At 49.4% G+C, this 18,549-nt stretch carries 12 protein-coding genes; all 12 read left to right on the top strand.

The features are described 5' to 3' along the window. Window positions 1–17 precede the first annotated feature (17 nt). The 12 genes from AC506A_RS17670 (at window position 18) to AC506A_RS17615 (ending at window position 18,512) form a co-directional block, all read left to right on the top strand. A complete protein-coding gene (locus tag AC506A_RS17670; RefSeq protein WP_495462323.1) occupies window positions 18–713 on the top strand; it encodes a response regulator transcription factor in 696 nt (231 codons plus the stop codon). After that, a complete protein-coding gene (locus AC506A_RS17665; RefSeq protein ID WP_495462322.1) occupies window positions 706–1,830 on the top strand; it encodes a sensor histidine kinase in 1,125 nt (374 codons plus the stop codon). The genes AC506A_RS17670 and AC506A_RS17665 overlap by 8 nt, the downstream gene beginning before the upstream one ends. 736 nt (window positions 1,831–2,566) lie before the next feature. Further along, a complete protein-coding gene (locus AC506A_RS17660; protein WP_495462321.1) occupies window positions 2,567–4,438 on the top strand; it encodes an RICIN domain-containing protein in 1,872 nt (623 codons plus the stop codon). A gap of 244 nt (window positions 4,439–4,682) precedes the next feature. Further along, window positions 4,683–6,440: a cache domain-containing sensor histidine kinase gene (locus AC506A_RS17655; RefSeq protein WP_495462320.1), complete on the top strand. Its 1,758-nt coding sequence runs from the start codon at window positions 4,683–4,685 to the stop codon at window positions 6,438–6,440. Further along, complete coding sequence (locus AC506A_RS17650; protein WP_495462319.1) at window positions 6,418–8,043, top strand: response regulator transcription factor; 1,626 nt, start codon at window positions 6,418–6,420, stop codon at window positions 8,041–8,043. Before AC506A_RS17655 ends, AC506A_RS17650 begins: the two co-directional genes overlap by 23 nt. Window positions 8,044–8,144: 101 nt before the next feature. After that, window positions 8,145–9,494, top strand: coding sequence for an ABC transporter substrate-binding protein (locus tag AC506A_RS17645; protein WP_495462318.1), 1,350 nt, complete (start codon window positions 8,145–8,147; stop codon window positions 9,492–9,494). A 125-nt stretch (window positions 9,495–9,619) separates the two neighbouring features. Continuing rightward, window positions 9,620–10,510 carry a carbohydrate ABC transporter permease gene (locus AC506A_RS17640; RefSeq protein WP_495462317.1) on the top strand — a complete coding sequence of 297 codons (891 nt, stop codon included), beginning with the start codon at window positions 9,620–9,622 and terminating at the stop codon, window positions 10,508–10,510. Between the two features lie 4 nt (window positions 10,511–10,514). After that, window positions 10,515–11,360, top strand: coding sequence for a carbohydrate ABC transporter permease (locus AC506A_RS17635; protein ID WP_495462316.1), 846 nt, complete (start codon window positions 10,515–10,517; stop codon window positions 11,358–11,360). An 11-nt stretch (window positions 11,361–11,371) separates the two neighbouring features. Beyond that, complete coding sequence (locus AC506A_RS17630; RefSeq protein ID WP_495462315.1) at window positions 11,372–13,480, top strand: glycoside hydrolase family 36 protein; 2,109 nt, start codon at window positions 11,372–11,374, stop codon at window positions 13,478–13,480. Between the two features lie 114 nt (window positions 13,481–13,594). Beyond that, window positions 13,595–14,119, top strand: a complete 525-nt coding sequence (locus tag AC506A_RS17625) for a hypothetical protein (RefSeq protein WP_495462314.1) — start codon at window positions 13,595–13,597, stop codon at window positions 14,117–14,119. 72 nt (window positions 14,120–14,191) lie between these two features. Further along, window positions 14,192–16,198: an RICIN domain-containing protein gene (locus tag AC506A_RS17620; RefSeq protein WP_495462313.1), complete on the top strand. Its 2,007-nt coding sequence runs from the start codon at window positions 14,192–14,194 to the stop codon at window positions 16,196–16,198. 307 nt (window positions 16,199–16,505) lie between these two features. After that, window positions 16,506–18,512, top strand: a complete 2,007-nt coding sequence (locus AC506A_RS17615; protein ID WP_495462312.1) for a carbohydrate-binding protein — start codon at window positions 16,506–16,508, stop codon at window positions 18,510–18,512. The last annotated feature ends 37 nt before the right edge of the window (window positions 18,513–18,549 follow it).

Genomic DNA, 18,549 nt, shown 5'->3' with positions numbered 1-18,549 from the left:
AATCCAGGGAGGAACGAATGAAGCCGATCACAATTCTGATAGCAGACGATGAACAAGAGATTGCCGATTTAATTGAGCTGCATTTACACAAAGAGGGCTACAACTGCATCAAAGTTTCGGATGGGCAGGAGGCGGTTGCTGCTGTGCAGAAGCATGCTATCGATCTGGCCATTCTCGATATTATGATGCCGAAACTGAATGGCTACGAAGCAACAAGGCAAATTCGGGCTCATCATAATTTGCCTATCATCTTCTTAAGCGCCAAAACGACCGATCTCGATAAGATTACGGGACTCGTCAGCGGAGCGGATGATTATGTAACCAAACCGTTCAATCCGATGGAGCTGGTTGCTCGCGTGAATGCGCAGCTGAGGCGTTCCATGCAGCTCAATCAGCCTGCGGCAGCAATCCAATCGGTTGTGGAAGCGGGCGGATTGGTGATTAACCAGGAACAACGCACCGTTATCCTTTATGGGGAAACGATCGAAATCACGCCGAAAGAGTTTGATATTCTGTACTTGCTGGCAAGTCATCCGAAGAAGGTCTTTAGCGCGGAGCAAATTTTTCACCAGGTGTGGGGCGATGCTTATTATGAAGGCAATAACACGGTCATGGTCCATATTCGCACGCTGAGGAAGAAACTTGGTGAAGACGTTCGTCATAACAAGCTGATTAAAACGGTATGGGGAGTGGGGTATTCGTTCCATGGCTGAAATGCTCCGCAGCTTCCGATTTAAGATGATTCAATTTTTTGGATTAAGTATGATTCTGTCAGCTGGGATTACTTATTTGCTCTATAAATTGCTGCAGCTCTATTATTCAACGGCCAAGTATGGAAGTACATTGGCTAAAATCCGGCATTTCATTGGGGAAATTGGAGATATTCGAATCTTCCTGCTTGTCTTTATTCCTCTGGCCATCTTGTTCTTCTTCCTCCTTACGAACCGATATGCGGCTTATTTCCGTGAAATATCGAGCGGCATCAATCAGCTGGCCAATGGCGATTTCAACAATCGTGTTCAACTGGCATCGGACGATGAATTCGGGGATATTGCCAGAGATATTAATTTGGCCAGTGAGAAATTGCAGCAAGCGCTGGAAAGAGGAGATTTTGCAGAGAACAGCAAGGAACAATTGGTGCTAAACTTGGCGCATGATTTGCGGACGCCGCTGACCTCGGTGCTCGGTTATCTGGATTTCATTCTGCGAGACGACCAGCTTACAGCAGAGCAAATTAACCACTATACGAGCATTGCGTACACCAAATCGCAGCGATTAGAGAAGCTGATTGACGAGTTGTTCGAAATTACGCGAGTGAATTACGGCAAGCTGCCTGTAGAGATGAAACCGATCGATCTGAGCGAGCTTCTCATCCAGTTAAACGAGGAGCTCTATCCGGCCTTGGAGAAAAACAACCTGACTACCCGCTTGAATGTAGCTCCGCATTTGACCGTATTGGGGGACGGCGAGCTGCTTGCACGTGTATTTGAAAATCTGCTGACCAATGCGATTCGCTATGGCAAAGAGGGTCAGTTTATCGATATCAACGGCCAAATGGAAGCCGAGGAAGCGGTCCTTCAGGTGGTTAACTATGGCGATAGTATTCCTCCGGAGGAGCTGCCGCATATCTTCGACATGTTCTATACCGGCGATAAAGCACGAACCCATCGCGAAGGAAGCACCGGTGTAGGCTTGTCCATTGCGAAGAGTATCGTCACGCAGCATCAAGGGGTCATTACAGCTCAAAGCGATGTCATTCGCACGCTGTTTGAAGTTCGTCTGCCGCGAAATATGGGATCCGACGGGGCATGGGAAGCGGAGCTTGAATAAGGGCTATTTCAGCTTCCAGTCGCGGGGGATCATCTCAGCAGCCATGGCGGGGGGAGCAAGGTTAGTTTGAGAGTTGAGAGTTCCGTATGTGGCATGCCGCATGCCGCAACCCTGCCACATGCCAGAACCGGCGTCCTTCTTGCCGTAAAAATCTAACGAATCGTAGGAGCCTTATTCGGCGAATATTGGGGCTCTGAGATTCTAACGAACCGTAGAGGTCTTATTGTGGGAGAATCAGCTCCAATACACCTAAAAACCGTCAAATTAGGCCCGTACGATTCGTTAGCATTTTTTTGGAGCTATATTCGGGTAAATAAGCGCTGTACGATTCGTTAGAGCATTCCACATCGAGAAAAAGCCACCGACTATGTTGGCAGCTTCACGTTCAAGATCTATATGGACAACTCGATTTCGGGACTCTCCGCTCTATTCGGGCGAGCTTTCGTCGCTGAGAGTCTGCTTTTCGAACCCTCAGCCGCCACCGCAAGGGGGCATGTTCTTGCAGCGCATAAATTGACAACGCTTACATATAAATATGGTACAATTTAGTTGCTTGCCGCTCATTGATGAAATGGGTTTCATTAGCTCAGCCGGCAAGTCTATTGCTCTATTCCTGCCTATCGATCTGATCGTAAAGGGGGTGAGGCGAAACGAGGGGAAGGACTGTGAGCGGTCCTCCTGAGTGGCGTTATCAGTTGCCTGATGAACATTCGAAGATGAGAGGAGTAATGGCGTTATGTTGAAACGAATCGGTTTGTCCATTTTCAGTTGGGTGGTGATGGTGACCATGATTGGATCGGGCTTGGGAGGTATGAATGTTCCCAAGGTAAATGCAGCTGCGTATACGGCTGTCGTTAATCCCAGTGTTCAATATCAGACTTGGGAAGGCTGGGGTACGACGCTTGCCTGGTGGGCGCACCGTGTCGGGGGTGCAACGGATTCGGTACGCAACGATTATGCGGACCGTCTGTTCAGCACTAGCGGACTGAATTTGAATATCGTACGCTACAATATCGGAGGCGGCGAGAATCCCGCCTATCCGAACCATATGGACTTGCGGGCGCGAATACCTGGCTACAAGGCTACGGCTGCGGCAAGCTATGATTGGGCGCAGGATGCGAATCAGCGCTGGATGTTGAATGCCGCTAAGTCGCGAATCAACTCGAGCGAGTTCATTGCCGAGGCCTTCTCTAACTCGCCTCCGTGGTGGATGACGAAGAGCGGCAGCGTTACCGGGAATACCAACGCTGACGAGAACTTGAAGACTGACATGTATGACGATTTCGCGGATTACCTGACGAGCGTTACGCAGCATTTTCAGAGCAGCTGGGGCATTAATTTCCGTACCCTCTCCGCCTTTAACGAACCTAGCTCCAATTATTGGACGTTTGGCAACCGCCAAGAGGGCAACCGCATGTACCCCGCCAATCAGCAGATCATGATCGGCGAACTGTATAACTCGCTAACCGCCAAGGGATTAACGACGGGGATCAGCGCGCCGGAAGAAACGAGCATCGATCTTGCGAGGGATACGATCAATAGTTACTCGGCGGCGACTAAAGCGAAGCTCGTTCAGTACAATTCCCATACGTACGGGGGCAGTGATCGTGTAGGCTTGAACACCGCGGCCGGTGGCAAGCGGATCTGGAACTCCGAGCACGGCGACGGGGAAGCGAACGGGATTACGATGTCGCGGAATATTTTGTGGGATATCAAATATATGAAAAATGCAGCATGGGTTTATTGGCAGGCGGTGGAGACGCCGGGCGGTTGGGGAATGATCGAGACCGATCTGAACAATGCGAGCGCGAACCTCGGCACTTTTACAGTGAAGAAGAAGTATTATTCCATGGCCCAGTGGAGCAAGTACATCCGCCCAGGGTACAAAATCCTCGATATCGCGGATGGGGATTCGATTGCAGCGTACGATAGCGTGGGCAGTAAGCTCGTCATTGTCACAGTCAACGACTCTTCTGCTTCCAATACGGTGACGTACGACCTGTCGCAATTTACGAACGTGACGGGCTCGGTGACAGGGACTCGGACCAGCGGCACCGAGAATTTGGCTGCAGTCTCAGGTCTTTCACTGTCGAATAAGAAATTCACTGCGACGGTGCCGGCAGGGTCTGTCAGCACATTTGTCATCACCGGTGTTTCGGGTACCAGCACACCGACGATAGATACGTCAGCCTATTACAAGCTGGTGAACCGCAAGAGCGGCAAACTGATGGACGTTAGCCAAGCATCGCAGGCGGACGGGGCAGACGTCATTCAGTGGACGGATAACGGCGGCATGAACCAAATGTGGCAATTCGTTTCCGTCGGCAGCGGCTACTACAAGCTGGTGAATCGGAATAGCGGCAAGGTGCTCGACGTGTCGGGCCAGTCTACCGCAGATGGAGGAAACGTCATCCAGTACACAGGGGGCAGCGGTCTTAATCAGCATTGGCAGCCGGTGCTGGTCGGAGGCTACTATAAGCTGATCAACCGAAATAGCGGCAAAGTCGCAGATGTCAGCGGCGCATCGACTGCCGATGGCGGCGATGTCATCCAGTATTCGGACAATGGCGGAACGAATCAGCAATGGCAGCTCGTTAAAGTGAATTGAAGTTAACGTATCGAAATATATTGAACATTTAGCTGAATATGATCGCATTCCCTTCCCGTAACTAGTTATCCTAAACTAATAGTAGCCCCCCGGGAAGGGATATCATGATCAAACGGGCAAGAGGCCGCATATACATGCGGCCTTTTTTCGACATTTTTCCTGAATGTTTCGCGCGGGTGATATACAATAAATAGCAGAAATCCGTTTCTTGCCACAGACATCAAACAAGGAGGAGGAGATCGCTGTGTTTAGGCGCGTTCGAATCAAAATTTTCTTAGCTATGCTCATTACAGCCGCTCTTCCGCTTTGCATCACATCATTCATCGTCCTCTACCAAGTATCACAGCAAATTAAAACGGACCAGACGTTTGCGGACAATCGCATTAAACAGGATTTGAAGGGACAAATTGAGGAGTTTGCCCGAGATTTAAATGAAACCGCTTACCAGATTTATACGAATTCTGAATTAATCGAAAGCATTGCTTTAAATAAGGAATTTCTATCGGATAGCCGAACGTATAACACGGTTCGCGATATTCATGAATATTTTTTGAGCGTATATAACCAGTCGAGAGTGAAGAACATTTTAGGCATGTACGTCACGCGGCTAGAAGGAGAGGTCGTAGGCAATTTCTTTCCTAACTACTATCCCCAGCTGGAACCTGCTTATCTTCATGAGCTGCTCGCTTTATCGAAGGAGAATCACTATAAACCGCTTATGCGTGCGAGCTATGACAGCTTATACAAGGAGCCGATTTTTCAATTTCTGTATCCCGTGCGCTATCGCGGAACGCCTTCGGGCCTCTTGGTTATTGACCTGAGGGAGAAGTCGTTTCGCAGCCTGGTCGAGAAATACAACACCTTTTATCACGGAGAGATTGCGATTACGGATGCTAATGGCACCATAGTCTATGGCACGGATCCCAAAAGGGTTGGTCAGCAAAGCAGCGAGCTGCAGCATAACGAAGGCAGTACCGTCCACATCAGTTCCGTTTTAACGGATGCAGCTTGGACGCTGAATTACGTCTATGACATCAATCCGAAGCAAATTTACTATCGCAATATCGCCATTACGATGCTGATCCTGACCGGCCTGCTCGCACTGGTCATCTCGTTCTGGCTCAGCTACACCATTACGAAGCCTATTATTCAAATGCATCGGATGATGGGCCGCATTCAGATCGGGGATTACAATGCCAGGGTGGATGTCTTCGCCAAAGACGAGATCGCTTTTCTAGGCAATCAATTTAATCGCATGGCCGAGAAAATCCAGCAATTGATCGAGCATGATTTGAAGCTTCGATTCATGAACCAGGAGAGTCAGATTAAAGCGCTGCAGGCTCAGATTTCCCCGCATTTCCTCTTTAACACGCTGCAGATGATGGCCGGAATTGCGGAAGTAAACAAGGTCCCGGACCTCAATCTCATCTGCCAATCGTTAAGCAATATGTACCGTTACAACATGAACATTCAGAATGAATGGGTCAAATTGCGCGATGAGATCATGCATATCCGCAATTACTTAGTCATTATTAACAAGCGGTTTCCGGAAAGCATTGGCTTCCGCCTAGATATCGATGCGGGTGTGCATGATTTGAAAATTCCGAAGCTCATCTTGCAGCCAATCGTTGAAAATGCGGTAGAACACGGTCTTATTCCCAGCGCAAGGAAAAGAAAGCTCCTAAAGATTTCGGCCAGGATCCGAAGAGAAGAGAACGCGCTGTATTTGTTTGTTCTTGATAACGGAATCGGGTTTAACGAGTCTAAGCTTAACGAGGTAGAAGACTTGTTGAAGGATGATCAGACGAACACGATTATGCACGTTATCGACGGGGAAGAAGAAAGCTCGATCGGACTGTTAAACGTCCAATCCAGAATGAAATTGATTTGCGGCGAGGACTACGGCATTCAGATCAGGAGCGGGATAGGCAGAGGCACCTGTATTATTTACCGGTTACCCCTAAAGGAGGCAGCATCAAGTGAAAGTACTAATCGTAGATGACGAGTCATCCGTGCATGAACAGCTGGAGAAAATGGTGCCTTGGGAGGATCTGGGCTGGGAAATCGTCGGTCATGCTTACAATGGCGAAGAGGCAAAGAAGTTTACGCAGGCCTTCCGGCCGAATTTGATCATAACGGATTTGAAAATGCCGCTTACAGACGGCATTAGCTTCATGAAATGGCTGGAGGAGGAATCGAACTCCACCGCTAAGGTCATTGTCGTTAGCGGATATGATGATTTTGAATACTCGCGATCGGCCTTTCTCCTGGGCGCGCGCGATTATCTCTTGAAGCCCATTCAAGAAGCGCAGCTGATTCTCGCCTTGAGCAAGGCAGTCGAACAGATACGGAAGGATTCCAAGTCGCTCAGCGACCGCATTAATGAAAAGGCGGTTCTTGGCGAAGGCCTCTTGCTGATGCAAGACGACTTTCTGACCCAAATGATCGGCGTATCGCCAATTGATGAGAATGAGATGCACGTTCAAGCCCAGAGGCATCTCATCCAACTGCCTGACGCAGGGTATGGGGTTATTTTACTGCGTTTTACCGATTTTGAAGAGCAAGTACAAAGCAGATATAAAGGCGAGCGCTCCACGTTTTATTATGCGGTTCGCAATGTCGTTCGTGAAACAGCCGGCGCCTCTTCGATTTGCTTTCGCAATATGCAATTGAGCAATGAGTTTGTCATCGTGCGGCCTTTATGGGATAAGAACATTACGGAGCTGATGCCGATGCTTCTTAAATTGACGAGCTCCCTCCAAAATGGCTTAAGACTACGGTTAAAAATAGGTGTGAGTACGTATAAGCAGCGCATCACTAAGTTAAATGCGGCCTATGCGGAGGCGAACCAAGCGCTGCAATCGCTCCCTATGTCGGGTGGAGCGGCGTACGCTGTGTATGACAAGAGTGCAGCGCAAGCCCCGGATTCTAATTCCGGGATGGCTGCTTTGTGGACGGAGATTGGCCTCCTCTTCGACCTCATGATGGAGACAGGGTCCTTGCGAAACGATCAAAATATGTTTCAGTTATTGGACGCCGCGTTCAGCGAGAAAAGGCTTTATGCCACTGCCGGCTTGGAATGGAAGAAGTCCATCATGGGTTTTCTGAACATCGTCGAAAAACACCCGATGGATGAGGATCAGAGAGTGTTACTGAACGAAACAAAGGCTGCCGTAAATACGTTTCAGGTTGCTCAGGTACAGGCTTGCATCATGGCGTGGATCAATGCTGTCGTGAAGAAAAATGCGGCGGATAGCCGTACGAAGAGCGGTAAGCCTCTCGTAGCCGTCATCCAAAAGTATATGGAAGAAAACTATAAAACCGTGTCTTTGGATGAGATCGCCGAGCAGTTTTATATTAATAAAAACTATTTTTGCTCATTGTTCAAAACCGCCACAGGAATCAGCTTCATGGAGTATTTGACAAGTCTTCGGATGAACCATGCCAAGCGATTGCTGGAAAGCAGCTCGTTGAAAACGTATGAAATTGCAAGTCATGTCGGTTATACGGATCAGCGCTATTTCAGCCAAGTGTTTCGCAAATACACGGGCGTCCAGCCGACGCAATATCGGCGAAACTTGTCGAATGAAAGTAATGAATCTTAATATATTCAACATGTTGGTGAATTTTTCGTCATTACGAAAGGGCCCCAAACTTTATAAGATGAAAGCGTAAACCATATTCGTTCTTCGAGAGGGGTCAAACAATGAAGGTTGCAAACAAATTATCAGCAATCGTTTCAGTGCTTATGCTGGCATCCGTATTGTCTGCATGCGGAGGAAACAATGAAGAGCCCGCAGCATCGAACAAAGCAAGCGAACCGGAGAACACAGCGACGGAATCTTCGACAGCGACAACCGAAGAGCCGGCGAAAGACCCTGTTACGCTGCAGTTTTGGTCTGCGCTTGATCCGAGCTCCGATCAGGGCAAGACGATTCAGCAGAAGGTTAAAGAGTTTGACGATAGCCACGAAAATATCAATGTAGACCTGCAGGTGATTACATATGACGTGCTTCACGACAAGCTGGTAGCCGCAATCAACGCAGGCGATGCACCGGATATCAGCTGGGGACTTAGCGAATGGTTCGGGGAATTCAATAAGCTGAATGCCCTTGCGGATCTCACGCCTTATATCGAGGGTTGGGCCGAGAAGGACAAGATTTATCCGAACGTGCTGGATGCCTTGAAAGTGGATGGCAAGGTCAAAGCGCTTCCCAATTACCTTGGCATCCGGGCGCTCCTTTATCACGAGAATATTTTGAAGGATGCAGGGATCAGCGCGCCTCCAAAAACTTGGGATGAGCTGCTTGGCATGGCAGAAGCCGTCAAATCTAAAACAGGCAAAGAAGCGTTCGGTATCGCCGGCGCCGGCGTGCGCTCACCGCAAGAATTGATTATGTACCTCGGACAGAATGGCGTCCAATTGGCCGAAAAACAAGCGGATGGTAAATATAAAAACACTTGGGCGGATAACCCGGATCAGCTCGCGAAAGCAACGGAAGTCTTCTCATTCTATCAAAGCATGGTAGAGAAGAAAGCCATTAAAGCGGATGCAAGAACATGGGGCTGGGAAGAAGAAGATCAGAACTTCGTATTGGGCCAATATGCCATGGTTGTAAACGGCCCATGGATTGAAGGCCGCGCGTCCGAAAATCCGGAAGGCATGAAGGACGTGAAGGTTGCGCCGCCAATGTACAAGAATACGCCTTCGACATTCATGGAAATCGCGCCGCTCTTCGTTTATAACTCGGAGCATGCGGACGAAACATGGGAGCTGGCATCCTTCCTGCTTGGCGCCGATTACCAACAAGCCGTCAATCCTTCTAATGCACCTCGTAATGATGTTGTGAACGATGGCTGGGGCAAGGATTTCATGGCTCTGGCACCGCAGGGTATCGTTTTCCCGACCGTCTCCCTGGGAGGCATTACGACGGCAATGCAAGACTCGTTGGCAAGAGCGCTCCTTAAGAAAGAATCACCGGAAAGCGTCGCGAAATGGCTGTCCCAGGCCATTAATGACAGCCTATCGCAAACAGGCGAATTAAGCGGAAACTAATACGGGTTATGTAATCGCAACTTCTACATGAACACGGGCAGGCATGAACCGGAGGGCTGCAGACGAAAAGGCGTGCTCTCCGGCCATACCTGCCTTTTTCTATACTGAGTAAAGTGGTGAATATCATGCTGACCCTAAGAGAGAAGAAACTAAGAAATTTGGCCATCGGATTTATTGTTCCTGCCGTACTGTTCTTTATCTTGTTCAACGCCTTTCCATTGGTTCAAGTTCTGTGGGACAGCTTTCAGCTCAAAAACTTACTTAATCAAGCAGTGAATGGATTTGCCGGCTTCGCAAACTATGCGCAAGTCGTCCGAGACGAATACTTTCAAACCGCTCTTTGGAACACCGTGGTATGGACCGTGCTCTCTGTGGCAGGTGAATACATACTAGGTATCGTTTCCGCGCTGGCATTGAACCAGAACGTAAAGGGGAGAACCCTTTTCAGAGGCATTATCATTATTCCGTGGGTGGTCCCCATTGTAATTGCCGGCCTGACCTGGACGTGGATGCTCACCCCAGACTACGGCATTCTGAATCTGTGGATGGTCAAGCTTGGGATCCTTAACGAGCCTTATTATTGGCTGGGTGAATTAAATACGGCGCTATTGACCGTTGTCTTTGTGAACATATGGAGAAGCTTTCCTTTCTATACAATCAGCTTGTTGGCCGGCCTTCAATCGATATCGAAAGATATATTGGAAGCGGCAGCGATTGACGGAGCCGGCATTCGCAAGCGGTTCTGGCACATTGTGCTGCCGCAGCTTAAGCCTATCTCATTAACGATTATTTTTATCCATGTCATATGGACGGCGATCAACTTCGATTTTATCTGGGTTATGACTGAAGGCGGTCCGCTTCACGCTTCGGAGACATTGCCGATCATGATCTATCGCTACGCGATGCAAGAATATAACTTCGGGAATGCGTCCGCGCTGGCTTCGATGATGCTTGGATTTATGCTAAGCGGATTTGTTTTATACTACTTCTTCAGCGTCAAAAAAAATCGGGGGTGAAGGTATGCTGATCAGTCGGCGAAAACAACAGCTTGTCACGTTTCTAACCTATGCGGTGTTGCTAGGTTTCTCCGCCTATTGCTTAATGCCATTTCTATGGATGCTTGTCACATCCATCAAACCTGATGATCAGATTCGTACGCTTAACCCGAGCTTTATGGTGAAGAAGTTTACATGGAGTCACTTCGATAACGTGCTGAACGGATCTGCCTTCTTGACGTTCTTTAAGAATAGTCTGTTCATTGCGGCCGTGACGACGGTACTTTCCTTGGTGGTTTCTATATTTACCGGATATGCGCTCAGTAGATTCGTCAGATTTAAAGGCGTGAAATTGTTCGGCGTTGCGATGATGTTATCTCAGATGATTCCGGGCGTATTGCTCTTAATCCCATTGTACCTGGTTATGAAGAACCTTTCGCTCATTGACACTTATGCCTCTTTGATTCTTGCGTATACCACGTTTACCATTCCGCTTTGTACGTTTATGATGAAAGGCTTCTTCGACACCATTCCAATCGAAATGGAAGAATCGGCCGAAATCGACGGCTGTTCTCGTGTCGGCATTATTTTTCGAATCCTGCTTCCGGTTTCCCTGCCAAGCCTTGTCGCTACCGCATTGTTCGCTTTTCTTAACGCTTGGAATGAGTTTATGTTCGGGTTCGTCTTCATCAATGACGAAGCCCATCGGACGCTGACTCCCGGAATTAGCCTATTTAAAGGTCTGTACCAAACGGATTGGGGAAGCATGATGGCGGCTTCTGTTCTTAGTGTATTGCCTGTTGTCATCCTCTTCATATTCCTTCAACGCTATCTGGTTGCGGGGATGACGGCCGGCGCGGTCAAAGGATAAGGAGGAACAAGATGCTGGATTCAAAGTGGATCCGAATTTCGGAAAATGGGCTGCATGTGCTGCTGGAGGCAACTGCACTCGGAGATGTTCGGTTATTGCATGTCGGCGCACTCGAGCCTTCGGGCGCTGAGCTGTGGGAGGAGAAGAAGAGAGCCAAGCATCGTTTGCTGGAGCTGCATGTAAGCGGTGAGAATCATGACGACCATCACGGCTCGAAGCATACGGGAACGCAGCCGGGCAAGAGATTGACCCTTCTAGAAACGAACGATTCGAGGAATGAGTACGGCCGGATTGTACGGTTATTGTTTAAGGACAATCGAACAAGCTTGAAGGTATGCCATCACCTGCAGTTTTACGATGGGATTCCGGTTCTTCGGACTTGGACAGAAGTAACGAACGCAGGCTCTCAAGATGTCGGTTTGGAGTACGTATCCACCTTCGCGTATTTCGGCTTGGATAAAGAAGGAGCGCAGCATCGCAATGATAAAATACGCCTTCATGTTCCGCACAACACCTGGTATGGCGAAGCGCAGTGGCGCAGCTATCGATTGCCGGAGCTGGGGCTTGAGAAGGTCAACGAATTTTCAATGAAACGACTTGCCTTCTCGAGTACAGGCACATGGTCCAGCTCGCAATACGCGCCGATGGGTTTTCTTGAGAACGAGGAAATGGGAACAGGTCTAGTGTGGCAAATCGAGCATAATGGTTCTTGGCACTGGGAAATCAGCGACATGGCGGACCAGCTGTACTTGCAAATCAGCGGACCGACGGAGGATGAGAACCATTGGTGGAAGTCGCTCGCTCCAGGGGAGACTTTTACTACGGTACCTGCAGCGATCGGAGCTGTAACGGGCGGAGTCGAGCAGGGAATTGCCGCAATGACACATTATCGCAGACGGATTAGAAGACCGAACGATGATAATCGCAACCTTCCTGTCATTTTCAACGATTATATGAATTGCTTGTTTGGCGATCCCACGACGGAGAAGCTGCTGCCGCTTATTGATGCGGCTGCGGATGCAGGCTGCGAATACTATTGTTTGGATTGCGGCTGGTATTCCGATGGCGAATGGTGGGACGGGGTTGGGGAATGGCTGCCTTCTGAGGCCCGGTTTCCCGGAGGCATTCAAGAGGTTTTCCGTTATATCAGATCCAAGGGAATGATCTCAGGGTTATGGCTGGAGATTGAAGTTATGGGGATTAACTGCAGTCTGGCATCCCGGGTACCGGACAATTGGTTCTTTATTCGGCATGGCAAACGAGTCATTGATCACGCACGCTATCAGCTTGATTTTCGAAATCCCGCTGTACGGTCATACGCTGATCAGATCATAGACAGGGTTGTCCAAGAATATGGTGTGGGCTATATCAAGATGGATTACAACATTAATGCCGGCATTGGCACGGAGCATTCTGCCGATAGCTTTGGAGACGGGTTATTGGAACATAATCGCGCCTATTTAGCTTGGTTGGACGGCGTCTTCGCCAGATATCCGAACCTTGTCATCGAGAACTGCGGCAGCGGAGGCATGCGCCTTGACTACGCCTTGCTCGGCAGACACAGTATCCAATCCACCAGCGACCAAACCGATTATTTGAAAAACGCGGTCATTGCAGCGGCAAGCGCCTCGCTGGTTACTCCGGAGCAGGCCGCTGTATGGTCATACCCGCTTAGGGAAGGCGACCGAGAAGAAGTCGTGATGAACATGGTGAACAGCTTGCTGCTGCGGGTGCATCAAAGCGGGCACCTTGCTGAAATTAGCGCGGAACGGCTTGCACTTGTTAAAGAGGCCATTTGCTACTATAAACAGATTCGCCATCATATCGCTTCAGGGGTGCCTTTCTGGCCCCAAGAATTACCGAACTTCGAGGATCCATGGTTTAGCTTTGGCATTCGGGATGCCGATACATGGCTGCTGGCGGTTTGGAGAATGGATCATAGCCAACCCTCTTGTTCCATTTTTTTGCCGGAGCTTAAAAACGCGTCCGTTCAGATCAGGCTCGCCTATCCAAGCGATAGTGACGCCGAATGGACATGGGAGACCGGAATAGGAGCGCTGCACGTGACCTTGCCTAACGCACGTTCAGCTAGGCTATGGGAAATCAAAAGGTCGAAATAAACGGTTTTCTGAATTTTATCACCGTATTTTGTGAATTTTCTCTCATTTAATTCCATTAAAATAATCGTTACCATAAGTGATGTAAGCAACTTCATACACAAGGTGGTGTAATTAATGAAATTGAAGAGCAGGTTTTTGTCGGGCGTGTTAGGGGCTGCATTACTCTCGGGGTTGCTGCCGATGGGTACGGCGTCCGCGGCCGGCGAGCAATTAACGGTAAATTTGGCATCTAGCACAGGGGCACTTAAATACGGGGCTACAGGTTTTTTGTATGGTCCCGGTGATGAAGGTGTGCCCACGGATACGATGCTTGCCGCGTTAAAGCCGCAAGTCACCGCGCAGAAAGCGCCGGACGGCTTGCAGCATCCCAATGGCGATGCCTTGAAAATTGCGCCGATGTTTAAGCGGAACGGCGGCAAGGAAATTCAGATTTATATGCAGGATATTTATCAGAACTGGCCTTATGAGAATCTTGGCATCAACGATTACTTAAGCAAAGTGGACGTGATGGTACCGAAAGTCGTCGCGGATCCCTATCATTCCAGTTATGTCTATGTGCCGTTTAACGAGCCGGATCTGATCTGGTACAATACGAGCAATCTTCTGCAGACGTTTTTTAACGACTGGAAGACGGTTTAACAGCGGATTAAGCAGCTTGACCCGCAGGCCCGCATAGCCGGACCTAACTTCTCCAGCTATAACAGCTCGGCGATGAGTCAGTTTATGGTGTTTGCCAAGAATAACAGCGTCCTGCCGGATGTGGTTACCTGGCATGAATTGCAGAATAATTTCTTTACCAACTGGTATAGCAACTACAACAATTATCGAAGCATCGAAACGAGCAATGGCATTACAGCACGTCCGATTTCCATTAATGAATATGGCCGTTCTTCAGGAGATTTGGGCAATCCGGGCAATTTGGTTCAATGGATTACCCGGTTTGAGAACAGCAAAGTAGATGGAAGCTTGGGGTATTGGACCACGGCGGGAACGTTAAATGATCTGGTCGTACAGAACAATAAGGCAACCGGCGCTTGGTGGCTGTACAAATGGTATGGGGAAATGACAGGCAACACAGTAACGGTTACGCCTACGAACCCAAATGCCGTCGGTTTGCAGGGTATTGCTTCACTAGATAGTGCGACGAAGCAGGCCAGAGTCGTATTCGGCGGCGGTTCCGGGAGCAATAATGTTGTCGTACAAGGCTTCGGGTCAGCCTCCTACTTAGGGACCTCCGTTCACGCCACGGTATGGGGTGTCGATAATGTCGGCATAGCGGCATCCGGCGGGCCATATTTCAAACAAGAAGGCGATTATACGGTCAGCGGTGGTCAAATTACGGTGCCGGTAGCTTCGATGAATGCATCGTCCGCTTATCTCATGGTCATTACGCCAAACAAAGATTTGACTGCCGCCACGAATAATAATCGCTATGAAGCCGAATATGCACGTCTATCGGGTTCGGCTGCGATTACTTATGGCACCAATACGGGTTATTCCGGTACGTATTTCGTGGAAGGCTATGGCAGCTCCAATAATGCGACGACCGGATTTGTCGTCACTGCACCTACGAACGGTTACTATAATCTAACCGTTCGCTATGCAGCAGGAGCAATTGGATCCGCGCCTGCGAATCGGTCGCTGCGACTGGTGCTGAATGGCGCTAACCTAACTGACCTTTCGCTGCCAGGGACGGCGAATTGGAGTACGTGGAACAGCGTCACAACAAACATATTTTTAACGGCAGGCATAAACCGAATTGACTTAAAGGCGTTTACCAGCGACGATTCGGACGCTGTAAATATCGATTATTTGGATCTCGCTTCGACTGGCGGCACAATAACAAGCTATGAGGCCGAAGCATCCGGTAATACCCGTGCGGGAACGGCGGTTGTAACGGCTGACGCTGCGGCATCAGGTGGACAATTCGTAGGTTACATCGGACTGGGAGCAGCGAACACGCTTCAATTTAATAACGTGAATGTCCCAGCCTCGGGTCTGTATCGCATGATCGTTAGCTATGCGAATGCGGAAGTAGTTGGGACGCACGAGTACAACAATAATGTGGTTGATCGATATGGCTTCATTAGCATAAACGGCGGCACGGCCAATCGGTTTACGTTCCGGAACACCTTGTCCTGGAATTCTTACTACACGACTGTTATTGACGTCAATTTGAATGCAGGCAATAACACGATTAAATTCTCCAACAGTGCGGCTTACGCGCCTAATATGGATAAAATCATGATTGCTGCACCACTGGGTTCCGGAACCGGAAGCGGGAGCGCATTTGATCCGGATGCTTACTACAGGCTCGTGAACCGCAATAGCGGCAAAGCGCTCGATGTGTACAATTTATCTACCGTTGACGGTGGCGATATCGTCCAATGGACGAGCAACGGGGGATTAAATCAGCAATGGAAAATCGTTGCAGTGGGGAGTTATTACAAACTCGTGAATCGCAACAGCCAGAAAGTGATGGACGTGGACGGAAGCTCGACGGTCAATGGCGGCGATGTCGTACAGTGGACGGATAATGGCGGAACCGACCAGCAGTGGAGTATCGTCGATTTGGGCGGCGGCTATTTCAAGCTCATCAACCGTAACAGCGGTTTAGTGCTAGATTTGAACGGTGGCTCGACTGCCGATGGCGGCGACGTCATTCAGTGGACGGACAACGGTGGAACGAATCAGCAGTGGACCATTGTAACGTCGTAAAAGATACATGACAAGAAGCCGGATCCGAGTGAGGGTCCGGCTTCTTGTCTCCACTCATGCGGCGGTCCCCCCGTTCAACCGAGATGCTGTAAACAATCATAATTCCAATAGTTGAGAGGTAAAGATCTTCAATTGACGCCTAGTCGGGCTGTAAAGTACGATATGCGACAAGCGCTATTGAAGTGATGTGCTAATCCACTCACAAAAAGGGGGAAGATTGGTTACCGTACAATGTACGACGCACGAAGGCGAAGGCTTCTATCCATCACGGGTCGACATGATTAAAACTCTATTGGGAGGTTCTATCATGAAAAGAAGCAGCAGGATATCGGTTGTACTGGTCATCGCCATGCTCGCCATGCTAATCTCAACATTAGCCATGCCAGCAAGTGTTAGCGCTTACAGTACACCTAATACTCGAGGCGGGGTAATGGGGCAGTGGTATTTTGGGACACAAGCCGAGCTGAACACGGCCGCGGATAACGTTGTAGCCGCAGGCATGAAGTGGGTCCGTTTAGATTTGAGATGGGACATCGTGCAAGCCGGAGGGGCGAGCTCCTACGACTGGAGCTGGCCGGACAAAATGGTCAATACAGCTCTGAGCAGAGGGCTAAAAGTCATGCTCGTAGCTGGCTATACGCCAAGCTGGGCGAATGGCGGGAATTCCGATACTCGCTACTATCCGAACACGGCTAATATTAATGCGTGGAAGAACTTCCTCGACTTAGGCGTAAGACGCTATTTGCCACTTGGCGTTACTACCTATGAGATATGGAATGAGCCGAATTATTCGGTACAATCCAGCCCATCTTTATTTGTCAGTAATATTCTCATTCCGGGGGCGACAGCTATCCGTGCAGCTTCCGTAGATCTGCATGTACCGGTTACGATCGTCAATGGCGCACCGGCGAACTTGATCAACACATCGGGTATCACGGATCCCTATGCTTGGGTGACGGGGATTTATGCGAACGGTGGAAAGGACTATTTTGATGCGCTCGCGATTCATCCTTATTGCTGGCCTGCAGCTCCAACGACGCCGAGCGTATGGAACGCCCTGCTGCGGGCGAACGAAATTCATACGATTATGGCCAATAATGGGGACGGAAGCAAACAAGTATGGGCAACGGAATTCGGTTACCCGACTTCAGGTCCGAATACGGTAACCGAGCAGCAGCAAAGCGACTACATTGTATCTGCTTTCCAAGTGTGGACGCAGTCTGCTTGGGCAGCTTGGACGGGGCCGATGTTCCTGTACACGTATAAAGATGGCAGTACAAATTTGAATGATCCGGAATCCAATTTCGGATTGCTGCGCAACAACAATACGTTTAAGCCTGTCATGAGCCAGCTTCTCTCGGTTATGACGAATTCACCTCCACCACCGGCTCCGGCAACCTCCGGTTATGGCGGTACAACGCCGCCTCCTACGGGAGGAACGACGGTCTATGAGGCGGAGAACGGCACCTATGCCGGCGGAGGGCAGCAGCAGAATGCAACGAATGCGTCTAATGGCAAGGTTGTCGGTAATTTGAACAGTGTCGGTGCGTCTTCGCAAGTCAATAGTGTAAATGGCGGCGCAGGAGGCAATGCGACATTGGTCGTCCGTTTCTCCAATGCGAATACGAGTGCCAGGACGTTAAGTTTGTACGTGAACAATGTGAAAATCCAGCAAACCAGCTTCGCGCCAACGGGCAGCTGGAACACCTTCGCCAATACGGGCTCCATAACGATTCCGCTTAATGCGGGTGCAACGAATACGATTAAGATTCAGAGAGACTCCGCCGATAATCCGGCAGCGGATATCGACAGCTACACGGTTACAACGACGTCGTCATCATCGAACCTCTTGATTAACGGTTTTGAAAATGTGGCGCAGTGGGCAGGCGAGGCTACGCGAACAGCAGATACTACGAAGAAAACCGAAGGCGCTCAATCCATCAAGTTCCACTACGCAGTACCTGCCAGCGGCTGGGCTAATGGCTACTACAACATTAGCAGTCCTTATGTAGATATTTCTAACGCCACCAGCTTGAAGATCGATGTTTATCCGACGACCCAATCCCCATCGGGGCAAACCGAACCCATTGTGTTGAAACTCCAGGATCAAACAGGCGGTGTCATCTACGAGAATCGGCTGCCTAATTTGACGGCCAACCAGTGGAATACGGTGACGATCAGTTTAACCGGAATCGCACAGGCTAACCGCCATCAAATTAACAATGTGAATTTGTATGTGTGGTCCGGCTTTACCGCTCAACTTAACGGCAGAACGACACTGGATTATTACTTCGATAATTTGAGAGTGCAGTAAGCAGGCAGGGTGAAAAAGGTACAGTCCCTCAATAACG

This window comes from Paenibacillus sp. N22P23, assembly GCF_059383735.1.
The sequence above is the reverse complement of the archived record's forward strand: the minus strand, read 5'-3'. Positions and strand labels throughout refer to the sequence as shown.